The organism is Arthrobacter sp. TmT3-37 (assembly GCF_054510835.1).
Genome location: NZ_JBTNDU010000009.1, coordinates 107,469 through 130,675 on the forward strand (window position 1 = coordinate 107,469; position 23,207 = coordinate 130,675).

General features: G+C 69.4%; 18 protein-coding genes. 13 read left to right on the forward strand and 5 right to left on the reverse strand.

Features of this window, described 5'->3' with window-relative positions; all coding sequences use genetic code 11:
- Window positions 1-61: 61 nt before the first annotated feature.
- Complete coding sequence (locus ACX80U_RS12595) at window positions 62-3,598, reverse strand: bifunctional proline dehydrogenase/L-glutamate gamma-semialdehyde dehydrogenase (RefSeq protein WP_459268692.1); 3,537 nt, start codon at window positions 3,596-3,598, stop codon at window positions 62-64.
- Between the two features lie 145 nt (window positions 3,599-3,743).
- Between ACX80U_RS12595 and ACX80U_RS12600 the strand changes: the two genes are divergently transcribed.
- The gene (locus ACX80U_RS12600; RefSeq protein ID WP_208739333.1) at window positions 3,744-4,661 is read left to right on the forward strand and encodes a LysR substrate-binding domain-containing protein; all 918 of its coding nucleotides are present in this window, start codon (window positions 3,744-3,746) and stop codon (window positions 4,659-4,661) included.
- A gap of 73 nt (window positions 4,662-4,734) precedes the next feature.
- Window positions 4,735-6,123 (forward strand): GTP cyclohydrolase II, encoded by a 1,389-nt coding sequence (gene ribA, locus ACX80U_RS12605; protein ID WP_459268693.1) that lies wholly within the window; start codon window positions 4,735-4,737, stop codon window positions 6,121-6,123.
- Between the two features lie 23 nt (window positions 6,124-6,146).
- On the opposite strand, the gene ACX80U_RS12610 is transcribed toward ribA, so the two are convergent.
- Both ACX80U_RS12610 and ACX80U_RS12615 read right to left on the reverse strand, forming a co-directional pair.
- Entirely contained in the window at window positions 6,147-6,377 is a 231-nt protein-coding gene (locus ACX80U_RS12610) for a DUF3072 domain-containing protein (protein ID WP_244185908.1), read from the reverse strand.
- Window positions 6,378-6,421: 44 nt separating this feature from the next.
- Complete coding sequence (locus tag ACX80U_RS12615) at window positions 6,422-7,396, reverse strand: glycosyltransferase (RefSeq protein WP_133080742.1); 975 nt, start codon at window positions 7,394-7,396, stop codon at window positions 6,422-6,424.
- Between the two features lie 132 nt (window positions 7,397-7,528).
- Between ACX80U_RS12615 and ACX80U_RS12620 the strand changes: the two genes are divergently transcribed.
- A complete protein-coding gene (locus tag ACX80U_RS12620) occupies window positions 7,529-8,368 on the forward strand; it encodes an SDR family oxidoreductase (protein ID WP_459268694.1) in 840 nt (279 codons plus the stop codon).
- A 465-nt stretch (window positions 8,369-8,833) separates the two neighbouring features.
- On the forward strand, window positions 8,834-11,341 hold the full coding sequence (locus ACX80U_RS12625; protein ID WP_459268695.1) for a discoidin domain-containing protein: 2,508 nt from the start codon (window positions 8,834-8,836) through the stop codon (window positions 11,339-11,341).
- Window positions 11,342-11,426: 85 nt separating this feature from the next.
- Here ACX80U_RS12625 and ACX80U_RS12630 read toward each other — a convergent pair whose 3' ends face one another.
- Both ACX80U_RS12630 and ACX80U_RS12635 read right to left on the reverse strand, forming a co-directional pair.
- Window positions 11,427-12,284, reverse strand: coding sequence for an SMP-30/gluconolactonase/LRE family protein (locus ACX80U_RS12630; protein WP_459268696.1), 858 nt, complete (start codon window positions 12,282-12,284; stop codon window positions 11,427-11,429).
- 42 nt (window positions 12,285-12,326) lie between these two features.
- Window positions 12,327-12,815, reverse strand: coding sequence for a DUF3515 domain-containing protein (locus ACX80U_RS12635; RefSeq protein ID WP_459268697.1), 489 nt, complete (start codon window positions 12,813-12,815; stop codon window positions 12,327-12,329).
- Between the two features lie 229 nt (window positions 12,816-13,044).
- On the opposite strand from ACX80U_RS12635, the gene ACX80U_RS12640 reads away from it, so the two are divergent.
- The 9 genes from ACX80U_RS12640 (at window position 13,045) to ACX80U_RS12680 (ending at window position 22,968) form a co-directional block, all read left to right on the forward strand.
- A complete protein-coding gene (locus tag ACX80U_RS12640) occupies window positions 13,045-13,815 on the forward strand; it encodes a hypothetical protein (RefSeq protein WP_459268698.1) in 771 nt (256 codons plus the stop codon).
- Between the two features lie 30 nt (window positions 13,816-13,845).
- A complete protein-coding gene (rfbB, locus tag ACX80U_RS12645; RefSeq protein WP_459268699.1) occupies window positions 13,846-14,844 on the forward strand; it encodes a dTDP-glucose 4,6-dehydratase in 999 nt (332 codons plus the stop codon).
- A 2-nt stretch (window positions 14,845-14,846) separates the two neighbouring features.
- A complete protein-coding gene (locus ACX80U_RS12650; protein WP_459268700.1) occupies window positions 14,847-16,265 on the forward strand; it encodes a sugar nucleotide-binding protein in 1,419 nt (472 codons plus the stop codon).
- 91 nt (window positions 16,266-16,356) lie between these two features.
- Window positions 16,357-17,403, forward strand: a complete 1,047-nt coding sequence (locus ACX80U_RS12655) for an LCP family protein (RefSeq protein WP_459268701.1) — start codon at window positions 16,357-16,359, stop codon at window positions 17,401-17,403.
- Between the two features lie 80 nt (window positions 17,404-17,483).
- Window positions 17,484-18,179 carry a hypothetical protein gene (locus ACX80U_RS12660; RefSeq protein ID WP_459268702.1) on the forward strand — a complete coding sequence of 232 codons (696 nt, stop codon included), beginning with the start codon at window positions 17,484-17,486 and terminating at the stop codon, window positions 18,177-18,179.
- A gap of 80 nt (window positions 18,180-18,259) precedes the next feature.
- Window positions 18,260-19,450: a glycosyltransferase family 4 protein gene (locus ACX80U_RS12665; protein WP_459268703.1), complete on the forward strand. Its 1,191-nt coding sequence runs from the start codon at window positions 18,260-18,262 to the stop codon at window positions 19,448-19,450.
- Complete coding sequence (locus tag ACX80U_RS12670) at window positions 19,447-21,195, forward strand: glycosyltransferase (protein ID WP_459268704.1); 1,749 nt, start codon at window positions 19,447-19,449, stop codon at window positions 21,193-21,195. Before ACX80U_RS12665 ends, ACX80U_RS12670 begins: the two co-directional genes overlap by 4 nt.
- Window positions 21,195-22,091, forward strand: a complete 897-nt coding sequence (locus tag ACX80U_RS12675; RefSeq protein ID WP_459268705.1) for an ABC transporter permease — start codon at window positions 21,195-21,197, stop codon at window positions 22,089-22,091. The genes ACX80U_RS12670 and ACX80U_RS12675 overlap by 1 nt, the downstream gene beginning before the upstream one ends.
- A complete protein-coding gene (locus tag ACX80U_RS12680) occupies window positions 22,078-22,968 on the forward strand; it encodes an ABC transporter ATP-binding protein (protein ID WP_459268706.1) in 891 nt (296 codons plus the stop codon). The genes ACX80U_RS12675 and ACX80U_RS12680 overlap by 14 nt, the downstream gene beginning before the upstream one ends.
- The last annotated feature ends 239 nt before the right edge of the window (window positions 22,969-23,207 follow it).

Genomic DNA, 23,207 nt, shown 5'->3' on the forward strand with positions numbered 1-23,207 from the left:
ATCGATTGTGCCAGAGGAAGGACTCCCCCCCCCGGCCGGCGGCGGCCTCTTGCGAGGGCCGTCAGATGATGGTGTCCGTCAGCGCATTGGGTGTGCCGAACCGGTGGGCCGTGATGCTGATCGCCTGTTCCTGCACGAACGGCAGCAGCTCCACGCGGCCCGACTCGGTGACGGGCTGCGCATAGATCGCCAGATCGGGTCGGCCACCGGTCGCGGCGGCCAGCGGTGCCGGGTCCTGGCCGATCAGCCGGACGCGCCGTACGGGGAGCGAGGCCGCCCGGGCCAGCCAGGCGCCGTCGTCCTCGGTCGTGACGCTCTCGGCCTGGGCCTCGACCACGGTGCGGAGCGCGTCGGGAAGCTCGGCGGCGCTCGATACCGCGATCGGTGCATCGGCGGCGCGGGCGGCGAGGAGGACCCGCACGAGGTCGGCGATGGGTGCACCCTCGGCCAGGCGGATGGTCACGGGGTGGGCGAGGTAGCGGAAGAGGTTCCGTTCCGCCGCCAGCGCCGAGATGTCCTTCACCTGCCCGAACTCGCTGTTCCAGCTCGCGGCATCCGACGCCGCGGAGCGTTCGAGGCGGGCGAGGTCCGTCCCGCTCAGGCCGGCGGCGCGGGCCGCGGTGAGCAGGGGAGCGGCTCCGGGGAGGGGAGCGTCAGTGGCGGTCGACTGCCGCGGGGACCAGGAACCGAGGCCCACGAGGTAGTTCGGGCCGCCCGCCTTCGTGCCCGCTCCCACCGCCGACTTCTTCCAGCCGCCGAAGGGCTGGCGCTGGACGATCGCGCCGGTGATGCCCCGGTTGATGTAGAGGTTGCCCGCCTGGACGCCCTCGATCCAGGTGTCGATCTCCCGGCTGTCGAGCGAGTGGATGCCTGACGTCAGCCCGTAGTCGATGTCGTTCTGCAGGGTGATGGCCTCCTCGAGCGTCGCGGCGGTCATGATGCCGAGGATCGGGCCGAAGTACTCCGTCAGGTGGTACGTCGATCCGCGCTTCACGCCGTCCCGCACGCCGGGGCTCCAGAGGCGGCCGGACTCGTCGAGCTGCTGCGGCTGCACCAGCCAGGACTCGCCCTCACCGAGCGTCGTCAGGCCGTCGAGGAGCTTTCCGGCGGCCGGTTCGATGACCGGACCCATCTGCGTGGCGGGATCCGACGGGTAGCCGACGGTCAGCGACGTGACGGCGTCGAGGAGCTGGTTGCGGAAGCGTTGCGACGTGCTGACGCTGCCCACGAGGATCACGAGGGACGCGGCGGAGCACTTCTGGCCGGCGTGACCGAACGCGGACTGTGCCACGTCCTTCGCGGCGAGGTCTAGGTCGGCACTGGGCGTGACGATGATCGCGTTCTTGCCCGACGTCTCGGCGAGCAGCGGGAGGTCCGTCCTGAAGGAGCGGAACAGCTCCGCCGTCTCGTAGCCACCGGTCAGGATGACGCGGTCCACCCGCGGGTCGGAGATGAGCCGGCGTCCGAGGTCGCGCTCGTCGACCTGGACCAGGCGCAGGACCTCGCGCGGCACGCCCGCGGCCCAGAGCGCCTCCACCATGACGGAGCCGGAGCGGCGCGCCTGCGATGCGGGCTTGATGATCACGGAGGACCCGGCGGCGAGTGCGGCGAGGGTGGAGCCGGCGGGGATGGCGACCGGGAAGTTCCACGGCGGTGTCACGACCGTGAGCCGGACCGGCGAGAACGAGGCGCCGTCGACGTCGTCGAGGTCCCGTGCGCGCTCGGCGTAGTAGTGCGCGAAGTCCACGGCCTCGGAGATCTCGGGGTCGGACTGGTCGAGGGTCTTGCCGGTCTCTGCGGCCATCACCTCCATGAGGTCCGCCCGGCGGGCCTCGAGGGCGTCACCGGCGCGGTGCAGGATCTCCGCGCGCTCCGCCCCCGTCAGGGAACCCCAGGACCCGGCCGCCTCCACGGCACCGGCGACGGTGTCCTCGAGGTCGGCGACCTGTGTGAGCGTGGTGGCGGCGACGGTGTCCTTGCCGAGGTCGGAGCCGGCGACGCGCTCGAGGATCGCCCGTCCCCAGTTCCGGTTGGTCGGGAGGGAGGGATCCGTGTCGGGTGTGTTCTCGAAGCCGGTGCCCGGATGGGGCGCTGCCGGGACGGTGCGGTCCTGGCGGCGGTTCGGAGCGGGGACGGAATCGTCGAGCTGTCCGAGTGATGCGAGGAAGCGGTTCTTCTCGCGCTCGAAGAGGGCCTCGTTGTCGGAGAGTTCGAAGACGGCGGACATGAAGTTGTCCTGGCTCGCTCCCTCCTCGAGGCGGCGGATGAGGTACGCGATCGCGACGTCGAACTCGCTCGGGTGCACCACGGGCGTGTAGAGGAGCAGCGAGCCGACGTCGCGCTTGACGGCCTCCGCCTGTCCCTGCGCCATGCCGAGGAGCATCTCGAACTCGATGCCGGAGCGGACGCCGCGTTCGCCGGCGAGCAGCCAGGCGAAGGCGAGGTCGAAGAGGTTGTGGCCGGCGACGCCGATGCGGACGTTGTCGATGCGGCCGGGTAGCAGCGCGTAGTTGAGGACGCGCTTGTAGTGGGTGTCCGAGTCCTGCTTCGAGCCCCACGTGGCGAGCGGCCAGTCGTGGAGGGATGCCTCGACCTGTTCCATCGGGAGGTTGGCGCCCTTGACCACGCGGACCTTGATGCCGGCGCCGCCCCGGGCCCGCCGGGCGGCGGCCCACTCCTGGAGGCGGATCATCGCGGCGAGGGAATCGGGGAGGTAGGCCTGCAGCACGATCCCGGCTTCGAGGTCCGTGAACTCGGGGCGTCCCAGGATCTCCATGAACACCGCGATCGTGAGGTCGAGGTCCTTGTACTCCTCCATGTCGAGGTTGATGAACTTCGGCTTCTCGGACCGGGCGGCGAGGGCGTAGAGGGGAGCGAGCTTCTCGGCGACGTGCTGCACGGCTTCCTCGAAGGCCCACGCCGGGTGCGGCGCGACCGTGGAGGACACCTTGATGGAGACGTAGTCGACGTCCGGCCGTTCGAGGAGCCGGACGGTGCCCTCGAGGCGGCGCTCGGCCTCGTGGTCGCCGAGCACCGCTTCGCCGAGCAGGTTGACGTTCAGGCGGATGCCCTCGCGCTTGATCCTGCCGATCGACCTGCCGAGCTTCGCGTCGGAGGCATCGATGATGAGGTGTCCCACCATCTCGCGCAGCACGCGGCGGGCGATGGGAATGACCACCTGCGGCAACACCGGGGCGACGGCGGCGCCGACCTTCACGGCCGAGCGCATGTACCAGGGGAGGAAGCCGGGCACCTTCGGGGCGATGGCGCCGAGGTTGCGGGCCGCGACGGAGAGGTCCTCGGGTCGGATGACGCCGTCGACGAAGCCGACGGTGAAGGCGAGCCCGTCGGGGTCCTTGAGGACGCCGGCGAGCTGCTTGGCGGAGGAGTCGACGGGCACCTTCGACGCCTCGGTCAGCCAGTGCCGGACGAGGGCGATCGATGCGTCCGGCAGCGTCGCCGGGATCTCGGTGGTTCCGTCGGCGCCGCCGGAGAACCGGGGGGTCTCGTCGTCGCGCTCGGGGTGGGAGGCGGTGGACGGGACCAGGGGCGCCGGGGTGCCGGCGATGCCCTCGAGGGGCGGTATCTGGGTTGTCATGGCAACGGCTTTCGGTTGGACGGCTTGCGCCGGGCACAGGATGAAGCAGCTACTTCACGTCCAGTATCCGCGCACCCGTAGGATTAGGAAAAGCGATGATTACCGAACGGTATTCGTTGGAAGAATCGAATCGACGGAGTGCCCAATGCTCGATCTGCGCCGACTGCGCCTGCTGCGCGAACTGGCGATCCGCGGCACCCTCGCGGACGTCGCCGCGGCCCTGAGCTACAGCCCGTCCTCGGTCTCGCAGCAGCTCGCCCTCCTGGAGAAGGAAGTGGGGGTGGAGCTGCTGCGGAAGTCCGGCCGCAGGGTAGTCCTGACCCCGCAGGCGGAGGTCCTCGTGGGACACACCGCGGAACTCCTCGAGACCCTGGAGCGGGCCGAGTCGGATCTCGCCGCCTCCCTGACCACGGTGTCCGGCTCGGTCCGCGTGGCGGTCTTCCAGTCCGCGGCCCTGGCGCTCATGCCGGAGGCGTTGACGGCCATGAAGCGGGACTATCCGGACGTGCGCGTGGAGATGGTGCAGCGCGAACCGGAGACCGCGCTGTACGAGACGTTCGCCCGCGACTTCGACCTCGTGATCGCCGAGCAGTATCCGGGCCATGCGGCGCCGCGGCACGCGGAGCTCGACCACATCCCCCTGACCGAGGATGCCATCCGGCTCGCCGTCCCGCCGCCCGGGTTGGACTACGCCGGGATCTCCTCCGTCGCGGAGGCGTCGGGTGCCGCCTGGGTCATGGAACCGCGCGGAGCGGCGTCCCGGCACTGGGCGGAACAGGCGTGCCGGCGGGCCGGCTTCGAGCCCGACGTCCGCTACGAGACGGCGGATCTCCAGGCGCAGATCCGGCTCATCGAATCGGGCAACGCCGTCGCCCTCATGCCGGACCTCGTGTGGACCGGACGGAGCGTGCCGGTGCAGCTCCTCGACCTCGACGACAGCCCCCGGCGCTCCATCTTCACCTCCGCGCGCACGGCCGGCGCCCGGAGGCCCGCGGTCCTGGCCGTCCGCGAGGTCCTCGGGCACGCCGCGGCCGGCGTGCGTCCTCCGCAGCAGGCGCAATAAACGGCACGCAGGACCCGTTAAGCCCTGAGACGCATGTTTTCGTGTCGCCCCGCCTCGCTTCTAAGGTTGTTCCATGTCCATCCAGTCCACGCAGCTCGGGTCCGCCTCCGTGCCTGCCACCATCGAGAGGGTCGTGGAGACCGTCCTCCCCACCCGGCACGGGATATTCCGCATGGTCGGCTACCGTGACAACGGCGGGACGGAGCACGTCGCGCTGGCGCAGGGGATCGACGACGACACCCGGGGTACCGCCCACGCCGCACCCCTCGTCCGCGTCCACAGCGAGTGCCTCACGGGCGACGCGTTCGGTTCATGGCGCTGCGACTGCGGGGAACAGCTCGACGCCGCGCTCGCGGCCATCTCGGAGGAGGGCCGCGGCGTCGTGGTCTACGTGCGCGGACACGAGGGACGCGGGATCGGGCTGCTCGCCAAACTGAAGGCGTACGCGCTGCAGGACGAGGGCGTGGACACGGTGGATGCGAACACCGCCCTCGGACTGCCCGTGGATGCCCGCCGCTACGACCAGGCGGCCGAGATCCTCCAGGACCTCGGCATCAGCGCCGTGCGGCTGCTCTCGGGGAATCCCGCGAAGGAGGAAGCGCTGGAGGACCTGGGGATCAGTGTCCTCGAGCGCCGCGGACTGCCTGTGTCGGAGAGGTCGGAGAACGCGGCATACCTGGCGACCAAGCGTGCACGCATGCGCCACGACGCGGCGCCGGCCGACGACGCCTGGGCCTCGCTCCTCGACGGCACCGTCCCGGCGGCCCCCGCACCGGGCGAGGCGGAGGAGCTCACGCACCGCTACGGCTACCTCGCGGCCGCGACCGGGCAGATCGTCGTCGGACAGCTGCGCCAGAGTCTCGACGGCTTCATCGCCTCGCGGTCCGGCGACGCCGGCTTCCATGAGGATCGCGGCGACCACGGGCACCTCCAGCGGCTGCGGGCCCTGGCGGACGCCGTCGTCGTCGGCGCGTCCACGGTGCTCGCGGAGGACTGCTCGCTCTCGGTCGACGACGTACCCGGCAGCAGCCCCGTGCGCGTCGTGCTCGATGCAGCGGCACGGGTGGAGGCCGGCGCGCGCGTCCTGGCCGACGACGGCGTCCCGACCCTGTGGATCATCGCGCACGACGCCGCGGTGCCGGAGGCCCTGCCGGCCTCGGTGGAAGTGGTGCGGCTGCCTGCGGAGGATTTCGCTCCGCGGCGTGTGCTGGAGATCCTCGCCGCGCGGGGTCTGCAGAAAGTGCTCGTCGAGGGCGGGGGCAACACCGTCTCGCGGTTCCTCGACGCCGGCCTGCTCGACCGGCTGTACCTGACCACTGCTCCTGTGCTGGTGGGCGACGGCGTGCCCGGTATCCGCTTCTCCGGCTCGGATGCCCTGGCCGAAGCGCGGACTGCGCCGGTGCGGCGCTTCGTCTTCGGTCAGGACATCTGCACGGAGTTCAACTTCGCCGCGGTGCGGTAGCCGGGAGGGCTACCGCAGGACGATCAGGAGTCGTCGCTCAGCCGCTTGCTCTTGCCCTGCAGCCGATCGATGTGTTCGGACGCCTCGGCCTTGTTGATGTCCGCAGGGATCTCCTCGCCCGCCTCGCGTGCGAGGGTGTCGAGGTAGCTGCGCTGTGCTGCGGTCATCGGCTCGTCGCCGGTGACCCAGTCGGAGGGATCCCGTTCGAATCCACCCTCGGGCTCGGACGTCGGACTTCCCAGTGTGTCTGCCATATCGGTTCCTCTTCGCTCGTTTCCAGCGTGAGCCATCAGTGTACTTAGTTTCCGGGGAGCTCCACGCCCCGCTGCCGCAGCCGGCGCTCCGAGTGCGCGGCGAGGCGCATCCTGCCTCCGGCGTACGGCACGCCACCGCGGGCCCTGCTGGCGACGGCGAGCCAGCTGCACACCGATCGCTCGAGGAGCCAGGCCGGCGCCCACAGGGCGGCGGTCGGGCGGAACACCTGCCGTCCGCCCCGCCGTCGTCGGCCCAGTTCCGCGAGCGCGACGACGCCGATGCCTGCCGCGGCCAGGTGCCGCGCCGCCGGCCGGGCCAGGACGAGCGCCGGCAGCAGGCTCAGTTCGACGGCGAGCCTCGCGGGCTGCGCGAAGCTGTCATAGGCCTGCCGGACGCGCTGTCCGAGGAAGTGCCGCGACGAGCAGGGGAGCCGGGCCACGAAGAGGTCGTCGGCGCGCGCCTCGACGCCGCCGGCGGCACGCACCGTGCGGATGAGCTCGAGGTTCTCGAACAGGGCGTCGGCGCAGTAGCCGCCCGTCGCGCGCAGGGTGCTGCGCCGTACCGCCAGCGTCCCCGGGTAGTCGGAGGCCAGCGCGCGGTTGAGCAGGGTCCGCCCGGTGTCCCACTGCGCGTGCCACGGCAGGCGGGCGAAGTAGTTCTGCGGCCGCACGACGTCCGCGTCCCCGAGGAGCCCGAGGACGCGCTGCAGATCGGTGCGCCGGTAGCGGACGTCGTCGTCCGCCAGGACGACGAGCTCGTGCCGTGCCTCGGCCAGCCCGGTCAGGACGCCCTGCACCTTCCCGTTGCCGCCCTGCCGGACCCGCTCCGGATCGGGCCGGAGGTGGCGGACGTCCGGCGGGAAGGCGCGGGCGTGCCGGTCGAAGCAGGGGTCCGCCGAGCCGTCGACCACCGTGACATCGATCCAGCGCACCAGGTCCCGCAGGTACAGGGCCAGCTCGGCCACCGGGCCCTCGTCCGTCCACTTCAACGGCAGGATGTATTCGGCTGCGTAGCGCATGGGAGGTCGGCATGCTCCTCGTGCAACGGGTTTCCGGACCGGTTGTCCGCTTCCCTTCAATTACTAAGGGTGCTTACGGTGGGGCCGCAAGGAACCCACTTGCCGGATTGCCCGTAGACACCAGGAGGAACAGTGACGCAGCCAGCGCAGCAGCAGGAACCGCCCGGCACCACCGACGCCATGGAGCCGACTCCCGACCACGGTGAGCAGTCCTACCGCGGCACGGGCAGGCTTCTCGGCAAGAAGGCGGTGATCACCGGTGGCGACAGCGGGATCGGCCGCGCTGTCGCGATCGCCTATGCACGTGAGGGTGCGGATGTCCTCATCAGCTACCTGGACGAGGACGACGACGCGCGGGAGACGGCCCGCTGGGTGGAGGAGGCGGGACGGCAGGCCGTCCTGTTCCCCGGAGACCTCGCCGACCCGGCGACGTGCCGGGCCGTGATCGACAAGGCCGTGGAGCAGTTCGGCAGGGTGGACATCCTCGTCAGCAATGCCGCCTTCCAGATGACCCACGAGAGCATCGAGGAGATCCCCGACGAGGAGTGGGACCACACGATCGCCACCAACCTCAGCGCCTTCTTCTACCTCACGAAGGCCGTGCTGCCGCACATGGGGGCGGGGGGCTCGATCATCGGGTCCAGTTCGGTGAACTCCGACAATCCCGTCCCCACCCTGCTGCCCTACTCGGCGACGAAGGCCGGCATCGCCAATATGACGGCGTCCATGGCGCAGCTCCTCGCGGAACGCGGCATCCGCGCCAACTCGGTGGCTCCCGGCCCCATCTGGACACCACTCATCCCTGCCACGATGCCGGAGGACCAGGTCGAGAGCTTCGGCCAGCAGGTACCCCTCCAGCGGGCCGGGCAGCCCGCCGAACTGGCTCCGGTCTACGTGCTGCTCGCCTCCGACGAGGCCAGCTACGTGTCCGGCGCCCGCATCGCCGTGACGGGAGGCCAGCCGATCCTCTGACCGGGCCCGCTGGGCGTCCATCCGCTGCCGCACCCGCGATGAAGGACCGCGCAGGTCCAGGGCGCCCGACAACGGTCGTGAGGGAACGACGACCACAGTCTCGGCTAGTGATACGTACCTGCGACTGCAATGGTGCGTGGCCCTGGACCTCGGTCCGGGTACCTTTCCGTCTCGAACAGGGTGTCCTGTCCGAAATCTCCGGTGCATCCCACTCGTGTTCGCGGCACCACCTCTTCCTAGTGTCGAATGCAGGTCTTTCGCTGCATCATCTGGGAACAGGACGGCACCACTGTGGATTCGGGAACGCAAGGCTTCGTCGCCAGGGTCACGCAGAGGTCCGGTGATCTCAGGACGGCATCGACGGGCGGCAGAGCCGCCTCCACAGGGCAAGCCCACCTCGTCGATGCTGCAACACCGGCGACTGATGATGGGGCCCGGCGAGGCCGACAGGAGCATGCGGCTGCAGTGCGACGTACTCGCGTCCGTCGCTGGCCTGCACTCCTGATGGTGCTCCTGCTCGTCACGGGATGCGGGACGGTCGAGTTGCGTCCGCCCTCCGGTCCAGCTGCCCTGCACGCGCACGGTCCTGGAGTGGCGCAGGGGTGGGAGGCGGCATCGACGGCCGGCCTGCACATCCACGATGCGGTGGTGCCCGCCGCTCTGGTGGAACCGGCGTCCACCCCTCTGCCGCGGGCGGGGTGGACGGTCACGGCGAGTGACGAAGAGACCATGGCCACTGACGGGAAGGCCGCCAATGTGCTCGACGGCAGTGCCACGACGATCTGGCACAGCCGGTATTCGCCTGCGCCCGCAGCACTGTTGCCACACACCCTCACCATCGACATGAAGGGGACGCAGAGCATCGGAGGCCTGCGCTACCTTCCGCGGCCGACAGGCTCGAACGGCCGCATCGGCAGCTTCGAGATCAGGGTGAGTGCCGACGGCGTCGCCTGGAGCAAACCGGTGGCCTACGGCACCCTGCCGGACTCCGCCACGGAGAAGACCGTGAGCTTCACCGCGGTCAGCGCCCGCTACGTGCGCCTGATTGCGACCTCGGAAGCGGGGAACCGCGGCCCCTGGAGCACCGCAGCGGAGATCAATCTGCTCGCGGGTGGGGCGCTGCCCGCACCCGGCGTCCTTCCGCGCGCGGGATGGACCGCCTCGGCGAGCGACGAGGAGACCGCCCGCTCGAACGGCCGTGCCGGAAATATCCTGGACGGCAATACGGCGACGATCTGGCACAGCAGGTGGTCGCCTGCACCGGCAGCGCCGCTGCCGCACAGCATCACGATCGATACGAAGACGGCACGCAGCGTGGCGGGCCTGCGCTACCGACCGCGGCCCGACGGCGGGAACGGACGGATCGGGGTGTACTCGATCGAGGCCAGCCCCGACGGCATGGTCTGGAGCAGGGTCGCCAACGGCACATGGCCCGATACCGGCGTCGAGAAGACCGTGTCCTTCGCCCCTGTCGTTGCCCGGTACGTCCGACTGACCGCGGGTTCTGAAGCAGGCAACCGTGGCCCCTGGAGCAGCGCCGCGGAGATCGATCTTCTCGGTCCGTCGGCGGGGTCCTGGGGCCCCACCATCAGCTTCCCGCTCGTCCCGGCGGCCGCAGCACTGCTGCCCGGCAACAGGCTGCTGACCTGGTCCGCGTACTCCCCGACCACCTTCGGGGGAAGCAGGGGGTATACCCAGACATCCATCCTGGACCTGACCACGGGCAAGGTGTCGAAGACGCAGGTCTCCAACACGGGCCACGACATGTTCTGCCCGGGTACCTCGATGCTGGCCGACGGGACGATCCTGGTCAGCGGCGGTAGCAACAGCTCGAAGACCAGCCTGTACAACCCCGCGACCGACGCGTGGACGCCCGGACCGGACATGAAGATCGCGCGCGGCTACCAGAGCAACGTGACCACCTCCACGGGCGAGGTCTTCAGCATCGGCGGCTCCTGGTCCGGAGGCACCACTCCGAAGAGCGGGGAGGTCTGGTCCCCCGCCGGCGGTTGGCGAATCCTGCCCAATGTGGGGGTGGAGAAGACCCTGACGGCAGATCCTCAGGGGCCGTATCGGGCGGACAACCATGCCTGGCTGTTCGCCGCCCCCGGAGGGCGCGTCTTCCACGCCGGGCCAAGCCGGCAGATGAACTGGATCTCCACTACCGGCAACGGCAGCATCACTTCAGCCGGACTGCGGTCGGACAGCGCTGACGCGATGAACGGGGATGCCGTGATGTACGACGTCGGCAAGATCCTGACCGTGGGCGGTGCGACCGCGTATCAGAAAGTTGCTGCGACGGCACGTGCGTACACCATCGACATCAACAACGGGGTGCGGGTGCAGCGGACCGGGGACATGGCCGTCACGCGGTCGTTCGCGAACGGAGTCGCCCTGCCCGATGGCCAGGTGTTCGTCGTCGGCGGCCAGGCCACCCCTGTTCCGTTCACCGACACGGATGCCCGTATGTCTCCTGAGATCTGGAACCCGGTCACCGGCACGTGGACCGTGCTGGCCCCGATGGCGGTGCCCCGGACCTATCACAGCGTTGCCCTGCTGCTCCCGGACGGCAAGGTCTTCGTCGGCGGTGGAGGGCTTTGTACCAACTGCACGACGACGAACCACCTCGACGGGGAGATCTTCACGCCGCCGTACCTGCTGAACGCGGACGGCAGCGAGCGCGCGCGGCCCGCGATCGTCACCGCGCCCTCCGCTGCCAATGTCGGCAGCACCATTGCGGTGACCACCGGTGCGCCGGTGAAGTCGTTCGCCCTGATGCGTATGAGCACCGTCACCCACACCGTGAACACCGACCAGCGGCGCATTCCTCTGACCCCCGCATCGGTGTCCGGCACTACGGCGTCGTTGAGGCTGCCGACGGATCCCGGCATCCTCGTGCCGGGTCAGTACATGCTGTTCGCGGTGGACGGCAACGGAGTGCCGAGCGTCGCGACGACGCTGGCCATCAAATGACGACCAGCAGAACGAAGGTTCGGAGTACCTGACCGGTGAGGAGATGGGCGCAGGTGTCGCGAGACGTCGGCAGACTCAGGGAGACCTACCCCCTGAACATCGGCAGGGGAGCGCCCGCAACCCCTGGCTCGGCGGCGAACAGGGCGCCCGCCTGCGGTTCGGACCCCTCCGGGACGTTCTCCTGCGTGGTCGTGATGAACAGCGTCGACAGGTCCGTCCCGCCGAAGGCGCAGGCCGTCACATTCGTGACCGGCAGGTGGATGAGTTCCGAGAGCTTCCCCGAGGCGTCGTACCGGGCGATCGCGGCGCCCCCGTACAGCGCCGTCCAGATGCCGTCCTCCGCGTCGATGGCCATGCCGTCGGGCATGCCGAGCGCCGGCTCGACGACGGCGAAGGTGCGCCGGTCGGTGAAGCGGCCGCTTCCGACGTCGTAGGCGAGGGCGTCGATGCGCCCGGTCGGGGTGTCGCTGTAGAAGGCGGTGTCGCCCGACGGGGAGAAGTGGAGTCCGTTCGAGATGGTGCCTCCCGTCAGCACGGTGGACACCGAGTGGTCCGTCCCGAGGGAGTACAGGGTGCCGGCGCCGAATCCGCCCTCCCACCCCATCGACCCGCAGAGGAAGCGGCCGGCGGTGTCGCAGCCGCCGTCGTTCATGCGGACGGCCGGGTCGCTGAACGCAGCCGGCCCCTCCTCGAGGATGGAGAACGACTCGTCGGCGAATAGGAAACCCCGTTCCACCCCGATCACGTAGCCGCCTGACGCACGGCCGCGGATGACACCCGCCAGGCGCGGATGCACGTCGTGCCTGTCGATGCTGCCGTCGTCGTGGCGGACCAGGACGTCGCCCTCCATCATGTCCACGAGCAGGAGCTCGTTCCGGCGCGGATCCCAGTAGGGGCCTTCGCCGTGGAAGGTGCAGACGTCGGAGATTTGCTCGGCTTTCACGGTGCCTCCTGTAGTGGTGCGGGTGCGTTCTGGAGAGGGGCGTCAGCCGCCCGACGGAGCCGGGGTCGCATCGGCCAGGCCGACACACGCGCGGGTCTGCTCGACCCGCGCCACGGCGTCACCGAGCTCGACGAGGACGGTGCTCGAGGCGACGTCGTCCGGGTCGAAGAGGACCTCGACGGCGGGGTCGCGGCCGTAGGTGGTGGCGGTCCAGGCCGGATCCCCCTCGCGGACCACCCAGTCGACGTCGTTCACCGTGACGCACGGATCGGTCGTGGGGCCGGGGACGTCCACACCGCACCGCAGGACCACCTTGGACGGGTTCCCCCAGGCGGACGTGGCTTGGCTGTTCGTGTCGCGCTGTTCGTTCTCGGCGACCGTCGGAGGCAGCGCGATCATCACCTCGGCGCATCGGGCATTCGCGGCGTCCTGCGCCGGGTCGACATCCACCACGGACGCGCAGCCCGCCACCCCCATCAGGAGGGCCGCGGCGGGCACCAGGAGCATTGCGGCGCGGGGGAGGGCAGGCATGGTTCCACCCTAGTAGGTGGCCCGACGCCGGGTGGGACCGCCGTGCGCGCGTGCGCGACACGGAACAGTCGAGCACGACACGGAAGACCCGTGCACGGCAGGAACCGGGAGCGGGAACCGGCCGCCCGTAAACTTCAGGAGCCGCAGTCCGTCTCAGCTGCCGGTACCACCCCCGCACCCCGGTGCCGCTTTCCGGCGGGCCGCGTGCGAGAGCCCGATCCGAGGAACCATGACCGCGCCCCATCGCCGCCCCCTGCCCGCACCCGCCCTCACGAGGACCCTCACCGGAGCCGCCGGCGCGCTCCTCGCTGCCGCCGTCCTCGCCGCGCCGACAGCCGCCGTCGCGCTCCCGCTGTCACCCGCGATCATCCCCGCCGTGGTCGCGCAGCAGGAGCCCGCCGTCGTCGAGCAGCCGCAGCCGGAGTCGACCTTCGTCGAGCCGGCCCCGGTGGTGCCCGATCCGACGGCGACGAGCGGGATAGACCCGGTCACGGGATTCGCCATCAACACCCGCACCGGGTTCCTGGTCCACCCGCCCACCGGCTACCTGATCGAACCCGGAACCGGGCAGCTCCTGTTCGCCGACACGCTCATCTACACGAACCTGCGCTACGACGCCGAGACAGGGCAGGTCGTCGATCCCGCCGGCGGGACGGCAGCACCGGAGCCCGGTGCGGGTGGTCCGACGGCGACGGCGTCGTCCGCGCCCTCCGCCACCGCGTCGGCCTCGGCACCCGCCACGGTCACACCCACTCCCACGGTCGCTCCCGTACCCGTCGCGACGTCGGTCGCTCCCGTGGCGACCGCCTCGGCCAGTCCGACCCCGCGACCCAGCCGGTCGAGCACCCGCACGCCCTCGAGCAGCCCGGAGGCTGCGGTCGACGAGGAGCGCACGTCGTCCCTGGCACCCGCCGCCTGGATCGGTGCCGGCGTCGTCGCCGTCGCGCTCGCCGTCATCGGTGTGCTGGCCGCGCGCCGACGCGGACACCACCAGTCCTGACGCCCGAGCGCGGCCGGTAAGGTGCAAGATGTGAAAAATCTTCTGGTCACCGGCGGCGCCGGCTTCATCGGGTCCAATTTCGTGCACTACCTGATGGAGCACACGGAGGTCTCCGTCACGGTGCTGGACAAGATGACCTACGCAGGCAACCACGCCTCGCTCGAAGGGCTGCCCGCCGACCGCTTCGAGCTGGTGGTCGGGGACATCGCGGACGCCGCCGTGGTGGATCCGCTGACCGAACGGGCCGACGCCGTCGTGCACTATGCGGCGGAGTCGCACAACGACAACTCGCTGCACGACCCCCGGCCCTTCCTGGACACGAATATCATCGGCACCTACACGTTGCTCGAGGCCGCGCGCAGGTTCGGCACGAGGTTCCACCACATCAGCACCGACGAGGTGTACGGCGACCTCGAGCTCGACGATCCCGCACGCTTCACCGAGAGCACGCCCTACAACCCCTCGAGCCCGTACTCGTCGACGAAGGCCGGCTCGGACCTGCTGGTGCGCGCCTGGGTCCGCTCCTTCGGCGTCCGGGCGACCATCAGCAACTGCTCGAACAACTACGGGCCGTTCCAGCACGTGGAGAAGTTCATCCCGCGCCAGATCACCAACGTGATCGACGGCGTCCGTCCCAAGCTCTACGGCGAGGGCCTGAACGTGCGCGACTGGATCCACGCGAACGACCACTCCTCGGCCGTATGGACGATCCTCACCACGGGAGAGATCGGGCACACCTACCTGATCGGGGCCGACGGCGAGCGGAACAACAAGGACGTCGTGGAGCTGATCCTCACGGAGATGGGCCTGCCCGCCGACGCGTACGACCACGTGGCGGACCGCGCCGGCCACGACCTGCGCTACGCCATCGACTCGACGAAGCTGCGCACCGAACTCGGCTGGAGCCCGCAGTTCCACCACTTCGAGCAGGGCCTGCGCGACACCATCGCCTGGTACCGGGACAACGAGGACTGGTGGCGTCCGCAGAAGGCAATCACCGAGTCCAAGTACACCGAGCTGGGGCAGTGACGATGGGCCCCACCTTCTCGAAGCCGCTGGCCGCGCGGGAGACGCCGATCCCCGGCGTCGTGCTCTTCGACCTTCCCGTCCACGGTGACAACCGGGGCTGGTTCAAGGAGAACTGGCAGCGCGCCAAGATGACCTCTGCCGGGCTCGCCGATTTCGGTCCCGTGCAGAACAACATCTCGTTCAACGAGACCGCGGGCACCACCCGCGGGATCCATGCCGAGCCGTGGGACAAGTTCATCTCGGTCGCCACGGGACGCGTGTTCGGGGCATGGGTGGACCTGCGCGAGGGGCCGTCCTTCGGTGCCGTCTTCACGGCCGAGCTGGATCCGTCGACGGCGATCTTCGTTCCACGAGGCGTCGGCAACGCGTTCCAGACCCTCGAGGACGGGACCGCCTACACCTACCTGGTCAACGACCACTGGTCGGCCGACGCACAGGACCAGTACGTGTTCCTCAACCTCGCGGACGAGACGGCCGCCATCGACTGGCCCATCCCGCTGGGCGATGCGGAACTGTCCGAGAAGGACCGGAAGCACCCGCGCCTTGCCGAGGTCACGCCGCTCGCCCCGCGCAGAATGCTCGTTGTCGGTGCCGACGGGCAGCTCGGCCGGGCGCTCCGCGGCGCCCTCGCGGACCAGTCCTCCGTCGAATTCGCCGGACGCGCCGAGCTCGACCTCCTCGCTGGCGACCTCGACGGCGCACGACCCTGGGCGGCCTACGACACCATCATCAACGCGGCCGCGTACACCGCCGTCGACGCCGCCGAGACACAGGAGGGCCGCGCGGCCGCCTGGGCCGTCAATGTCTCCGGCGTGGCAGCACTCGCCCGGGTGTCCGCCGCCCACCGCCTGACCCTCGTCCACATCTCGAGCGACTACGTGTTCGACGGATCGCGGGAGCTCCACGACGAGGGGGAGCCCTTCAGCCCACTCGGTGTCTACGGACAGACGAAGGCGGCAGGCGACGCGATCGTCGCGACCGTGCCGCACCACTACATCCTTCGCACCAGCTGGGTCATCGGGGAGGGCAGCAACTTCGTCCGGACGATGGCGGGCCTCGCAGGCCGGGGCATTTCGCCGAGCGTGGTGAACGACCAGATCGGCCGCCTCACCTTCACCGAGGACATCGCCGGTGCCATCCTGCACCTGCTCGGCACGGGAGCGCCGTACGGCACCTACAACGTGACCAACGACGGTGACGCGCAGAGCTGGGCGGACATCGCGGCCGAGGTGTACGCACTCGCCGGCAGGGATCGCACCGACGTCACAGGCGTCAGCACGGCGGAGTACTTCGCGGGCAAGGATGCTGCGCCGCGGCCCCTGCAGAGCACGCTCGACCTGTCCAGGATCAAGGCATCGGGCTTCGCGCCGGCCCCGGCTTCACAGCGACTCGGCGCCTATGTCCGCGCACTCACCGGCTAGGATCTCCGGCGGGCCGGGCGGTCCTCTCAGCCCGGCCCCGTATCATTGACCCGAATCCGACCCGACCACAGCTCTTCGACTGGGGACCCCGATGGCACTGAACGACACCGACGCGCCCGTGAAACGAAGGCGTCAGCGCCATCCCGTGCGCACCACCCTGCTGGTCTTCGGTGCCCTCGTCGTCGTCGCGGCCCTCGTGGCCGGCGGCTACCTGTTCTCGCTCGCGCGATCCTTTGATGCAGGGTCCGAGACGATCGAGACGGCCTTCCCCGCGGAGGAATCTCGCCCCACGGTGGCCCCCGAGGCCGAGGGTGCGGTCAACATCCTGCTGCTCGGCAGCGATTCGAGGGCGACGCCGGAAGAGCTGGGCGATACGGCATCCACCGATCCTTCGGACAGCCGCGCGGACACCATGATGCTGATGCACATCCCCGCGGACCGCCAGGACATCCAGGTCATGTCCATCATGCGGGACACCTGGACGGACATCCCGGGGCACGGTGAGGCAAAGGTCAATGCCGCCATGGCTCTCGGTGGCGTACCGCTCGTGGTGCAGACCGTCGAAGGCCTGTTCGGCACACGTATCGACCACGTGGCCAGTATCGACTTCGAGGGGTTCGAGGGCCTCACCGACGCGCTCGGCGGGGTGCAGGTGGACAATCCTGTCGCGTTCCAGTCGAGCGGCAGCGAGGGTGAGTCCTTCGCGGCGGGACCGATCACGCTGCAGGGCGAGTCGGCGTTGAAGTTCGTCCGCGAGCGCTATGCGTTCAGCGACGGCGACTACCAGCGGGTGAAGAACCAGCAGCTGTTCGTCAAGTCGGTCATCAGCAAGGTGCTCACCGCGGATACGCTGACCAATCCGCAGAAGGTCTACGAGGTCGTCGACCAGGTGTCGCCGTTCGTGGCCGTGGACTCATCCCTCGACGCCGGGGCAGTCGGATCGCTGGCCGTGTCGCTCCGCGGCGTGCGAGGCGGCGACATCGACTTCTTCACGCTACCCAACCTCGGGACCGGCACCTCGGCCGACGGGCAGTCGATCGTGATCAAGGACGACGCCGCCATCGCGCAGGTTGCCGAGGCGCTGCAGGGCGACACCCTGGCCGACTACCTGGCGGCCAATCCGGAAGCCTCGTCGTGACGCGCGGAAGGTCTGCGCGGCGGACAGTAGGGTCCGCGCTGCTCGGGTTGTCCCTCCTGATGGCGCCTGTGGCGCCGGCGGTGGCTGACGAGCTCCCTCCTGCAGATCCCGCTCCGGTCACGCCCGGGCCGGTCACACCCGGTCCCGTCACCCCCGCTCCCGTCACCCCCGCTCCGGTCACCCCTCCGCCAGTAGTGGTCCCCGCGCCCGCCCCCGCGCCGGCGCCCGCTCCGGCCCCTGCGCCCGCTCCCGCACCTGCACCTGCACCGACTCCGTCGCCGGAGCCGTCAGAAGATCCCGCACGTGATGTCGATCCGGCGACGGGCTTCCAGATCGACCCCGGAACGGGATGGCTCATCCACCCGCCCACCGGATTCCTCATCGAGCCGGGAACGAACGTCCTGGTGATCCCCGGGTCCCTCGCCTACACCGCGTTCCGTTGGGATCCGGCGACCGACCTGGTGGAGGACATCCAGGAGGAGGAAGAGGAGGAGGAAGAGTCGCCGTCGCCGTCTGCCTCGCCGTCGACAGGGCCGAGCACGACGCCGACCGCAAAGCCGACGACGGAGAAGCCGACACCGACAGCGTCCGCCCGTCCCGCCGCGACACCTACAGCGTCCGCAACGGATGCCGCGGTGGTCAACTCGGACATGGACCAGGCCTCCAGCCAATCGATCGGCACGCATCCGGTGACCCGGGTGCTCGTCATCCTCCTGCTCCTGGGGCTCGGGGCGCTGTACTACAGGAGGCTGCGGTCCAATCAGGCCGCTCGATGACGCTATCGTCCCGGGTAACGCTAGGATGAGCGGGATAATCTGGTCTCGATCCGCGCTTGGGGGTTAGTCGGTTGCGCGTCATGCTCCTCACGCACTCCTACGCTCCTGAACACAGCCCTCCGCAGCGCCGCTGGACGCAGCTCGTCCGCTCCTTCAGGGCAACGGGCTGGGAGGTCGACGTCGTGACGCCCGTGGCGCACGCCCCGCACGGCAGGCGAACCCTCGCACGGCGACAGGCGGGCCGCCCCTTCCGGACCGACCTCGGCGATTTCGGCGAGAAGATCCGACGGGTGCCTTTCCTGTGGCACCGGACCACCCGGAGCGGACGGCTCATCAACCACCTGTTCTCGGCTGCGATGAGCATCCCGGCCGCAGCGCTCGCGCCCCGGCCCGACGTCGTCATCGTCACCGTGCCGAGTCTTCCCATCCTGGGGGCGGGATTCGTCGTCGCCCGCATGCTGCGGCGGCCCCTGGTCGTCGACATGCGCGATGCCTGGCCGGACATCGCCCGGGATGCACGAATCGTGCGTGGGAGCGCGAAGAGTCTCGCCGAACGGGCGATCATCGCCATCCAGGACCGCGCGGACCTCGTGGTGACGGTGACGTACGGCTTCGCGCACACTCTTCGCGAGCGCGGGTTGAAGAACGTCGCGACGGTCACCAACGGCATCGACATGGCGTCCATCAGGCCCCTGGGTCCCCCTGCCAGCCGGCAGGACCGGCTCGAGGTCCTCTACCTGGGGAACCACGGCGAAAGCCAGCGGCTCGACGTCCCTATCCGGGCCGCCGCCCTCGTCGGTCCGAGGATGCGGCTCACGCTCGTGGGTCACGGCGTGGAGCGGAACGGGCTCATGGCCCTCGCGAGGCAGCTCGATGCCCCCGTCGAGTTCCATCCTCCGGTCCACGGCCCTCAGATCATGGACTACTACGAGCGCGCGGACAGCTGCATCGTCACACTGCGGGACGACTGGAAGTCCTTCGACACCACCATCCCCTCGAAGACCTACGAGGTGCTGTCGGTGGGCCGTCATGTCACGGGCATCGTCAGGGGAGAAGCACGCAGCATTCTCGAGGAGGCGGAGGCCGGGCACGTCGTGGCCTCCGAGGCCAGGGCGGTCGCCGATCTGTGGATCACCCTCGCCGAGAACCGTGAACTGCTCCGGGTCGGTGAGCAGGGGAGGATCTGGGTGGAGAACAACGCCAACGTCCAGGCCCTGAGCCGCACCTACATCGACCTCCTCACCGAGGTAGCGGGGCAGCCCCGCCGGTGAGAGCAACCCGACTGATCGGCAACGTCCGGCTCGCCGCGTCGACCGCCGTGGCCCATCTCAGCGACGATCCTGTTCTTCTCGCCATGCAGGTCAGTCGCAGGCTTCCCGACGGCCTGGTCCGCCGGGTAGCGGGCGCAGCCGGCAGGATATCCGCGGCTCCGTGGATCCACATGCCGGTCGTGGAGGCGCTGTCCGCCCACCTGCTGGGCCGGAGCGCCACCGTGGGCTCGATCCTCCACAGAGCTGCTGCCGGCGGCACTCCCGCCGGATCCGCGCGCCGCCTGGCCGACGTCGCACTCGCGGCAGGCATGCTCGACGAGGCCGACGCGCTCCTGGCCCTTGCCGGCTCCGGTCCTGCAGCGGCAGGCCAGCGGGCGCGCCGGTACTGGTACGACGGCGACATGACCGGCGCCGTCCACGTCCTCCGGGAAGCAGGACGGAAGCGGCATGCGGAACGGCTTGCCGGCGAGGTGCGTGTCTTCGAGGGCTGGACGCCGACGCTCGGCGACGTGGAAGGCTACGAGCCGGCGGGAAGGACGGTCCTCCACCTTCTGACCAACTCGCTGCCCCATACCGGGAGCGGCTACGCACAGCGCACCCACTCCCTCCTCACGGCGCAGGCCGACGCCGGCTGGACCGTGCACGCGGCAACCCGGATCGGCTACCCGGTTCAGGTGGGGAAGCTCCTCGCGGACGACGTGGACCTGCTGGACGGCGTCAGCTATCACCGCCTGCTTCCCGTGCCGATGGCAAGGGGTTTTGACGAGCGCCTGCAACAGCAGGCCGAAGAGCTCCTCCAGCTCGCCCTGGCCCTCCGACCGTCCGTCCTGCATGTGACAACGCCCTTCCTGAACGGGATCGTGGTGGAGCAGGTGGCGCACGCCCTGCGCATTCCATGGGTCTACGAAGCGCGTGGCCAACTGGCTGACACCTGGGCCTCCACCCGCCCGGCACACGTGAAAGCCAGCGAACGCTATAAGCTCTTCACTGATCGAGAAGCACAGGTGATGCGCAATGCCAGCCTCGTGGTGACCTTAGGTGAGGCTATGAAGCAGGGGATTATGCGTAGCGGAGTGCCGCAGGAAAAGATCCTGCTGAGCCCCAACGCGGTGGGCGACGAGTACCTGGAGGACCCCCTGTCCTCGGCTGAGGCGCGGCACCTGCTGGGTCTGCCCGAAGACGGTCTCCTCGTCGGCACCGTCAGCAGCCTCGTCGACTACGAGGGACTGCACACCCTCCTCCGGGCAGTTGCGCTGCTCGTTCCGACCCACCCCGAACTCCGCTGCCTGATCGTTGGCGACGGCGCCGCGGCACCGTCGCTGAGGGCCCTTGCCGTCGAGCTGGGAATCGCGTCGCTGGTGACCTTCACCGGTCGTGTTCCCCGACACCAGGCGCGGTCCTATCACCAGGCCCTGGACATCTTCGTGGTTCCCCGCCGGGACCTCGACGTCACCAGCGCCGTCACGCCGCTCAAGCCGGTGGAAGCGATGGCATGTGCCCGCCCCGTCGTCGCGAGCGACCTGCCGGCCCTCCGCGAGATCGTGCGGGACGGCGTCACCGGTCTGCTGGTGCGGCCGGAGGATCCGGACCAACTCGCCGGGGCGATCCGGCACCTGGTGGACGACGAGTCGGTCCGTGTCGGCTTCGGCGCGAGTGGGCGTGCAGAAGTACTGGCGACGCGCATCTGGTCCCACAATGCGTCGGAGCTCTCCGACGCCTACCAGCACCTGGAATTGTCCTCCTGATGGCGAATGATGCCCAGGACGGGCAGGCCACGCCAGGACCAGCCGGAGTGGAGGTGGTGCCCGTCTCGACGGCGGGGCTGCTGCGTATCGGAGCCCGGCCCGGCCTCCTCGAATACCTGAAGCAGATCTGGAGCCACCGAGGCTTCATCGTCTACGATGCGCGCGCCAGGGTGAGCAGCGGCAACAGGAGGGACCGTCTGGGCAGTGCCTGGATGATCCTCAATCCGATCCTCAACGGTCTGACCTTCTACCTCATCTTCGGATTGCTGCTGAACACGAGCCGGGGCATCGAGAACTTCATCGGCTACCTGATCATCGGCGTCTTCCTCTTCCAGATCAGCGCGAGGGCGATCACCAACGGAGCCCGGTCCGTCCAGGCGAACAAGGCCGTCATCCAGGCCTTCAACTTCCCGCGGGCCACGCTGCCGATCTCGGTGAATGTGCGTGAGATCCTCGCCTCGGTGCCGGTACTCATCACCATGCTGATCCTCATCCTCATCTTCCCGCCGGCCGAGGACATCACGTGGCGATGGCTCCTGATCCTCCCGGCGCTCTTCCTCCAGGCGGTCTTCAACCTCGGAGTGGGGCTGATCCTCGCCCGGATGATCTCGCGCATCAACGACATCACCCATTTGTTGAGCTTCGCGCTGCGGGTATGGATGTATGCGTCGGCGGTGTTCTTCTCCTACGAGCGCTTCATCGAGCACGAAACACTCCTGACGATCGTCAAGCTCAATCCGCTGTTCAACGTCCTCGACATCGTCCGCGATTGCGTGCTGTACGCCACGCTGCCGTCCTGGGACTCCTGGGCGATCCTGGCCGCATGGGCCTTCGGCATGCTGATCATCGGCATCGTGTTCTTCTGGAAGGCAGAGGAATCCTATGTCCGAGAATAGGCAGGATGGCGACGGCGGGCGCATCCGTCCGACGGTGGTCGTCCACAAGGTCAGCATGCGCTACCACGTACCCTCGACCGAGGCGCACCAGGCAGTACCCGGTGGCGGGGTCGGCGGGCTGGCACGGAAGTTGCTCGGCCGGACCCCGCTCGTTCCGGTGGATGCCCTGAAGACCCTGTCCCTCGTTGCCCAGCACGGAGAGTCGATCGGCATCGTCGGACGCAACGGTTCGGGGAAGAGCACGCTCATGCGGCTCATCAGCGGGCAGAGCAACGCGACGAGGGGAGCGGTCTACGCGTCGAGCATTCCCGTGATGCTCGGGGTCAATGCAGCCCTGGTCCCGGAGCTGTCGGGAGATCACAACATCATCCTCGGGTGCCTTGCCATGGGACTTACCCGGGCGGAGATCGACGACAAGTTCGAGTCGATCGTCGACCTGTCCGGATTGGAGAAGGCGATCCACCTCCCCATGCGGTCCTACTCGTCCGGGATGTCCTCGCGGCTGCGCTTCGCGATCGCCGCCAGCGTGGACCCCGAGATTCTCCTGATCGACGAGGCCCTCAATACCGGAGACGCCCAGTTCCGCGAACGCAGCAAGGAGCGGATGAACGAACTCCGAGCCAAAGCGGGGTCCGTCTTCCTCGTGAGCCACAGCCTGGGCACCATCAAGGAGATGTGCACCCGTACCCTTTGGCTGGACCAGGGCGATCTCGTGATGGACGGGGACCCGGCGCTGGTCACCGCGGCCTATCTGGAGTACACGCGCCAGCTCACCAAGGGGAACTTCGACACCGCGGCGACGTTGCGTGAGGAAGCACGAAGCACCCTGGTCGTCACCGAGGTGGAAACCCAGGGTTCGGGGCGCAGGAAGGCATGATCGGCGGCGTTCCAGCCACTCCGGCCCACCTCCGTCGTGCACTCTGGCATCTGCGCCATGGGGGGCTGAAGCAACTCCGGACCTGGAGCGCCAGGGAGAAGGCCGATCTTTCCCACGCGATTCCCGGTGGACTGCGCGGGGCAGAGGGAGCCTGGAGTGGACGGGGGAGCCGCAGGCACCTTTCGTTCGCGGCGATGCCCGCCGGCCGCAGGCCTCCCCGTCGAAGTGAACTCCGCGTA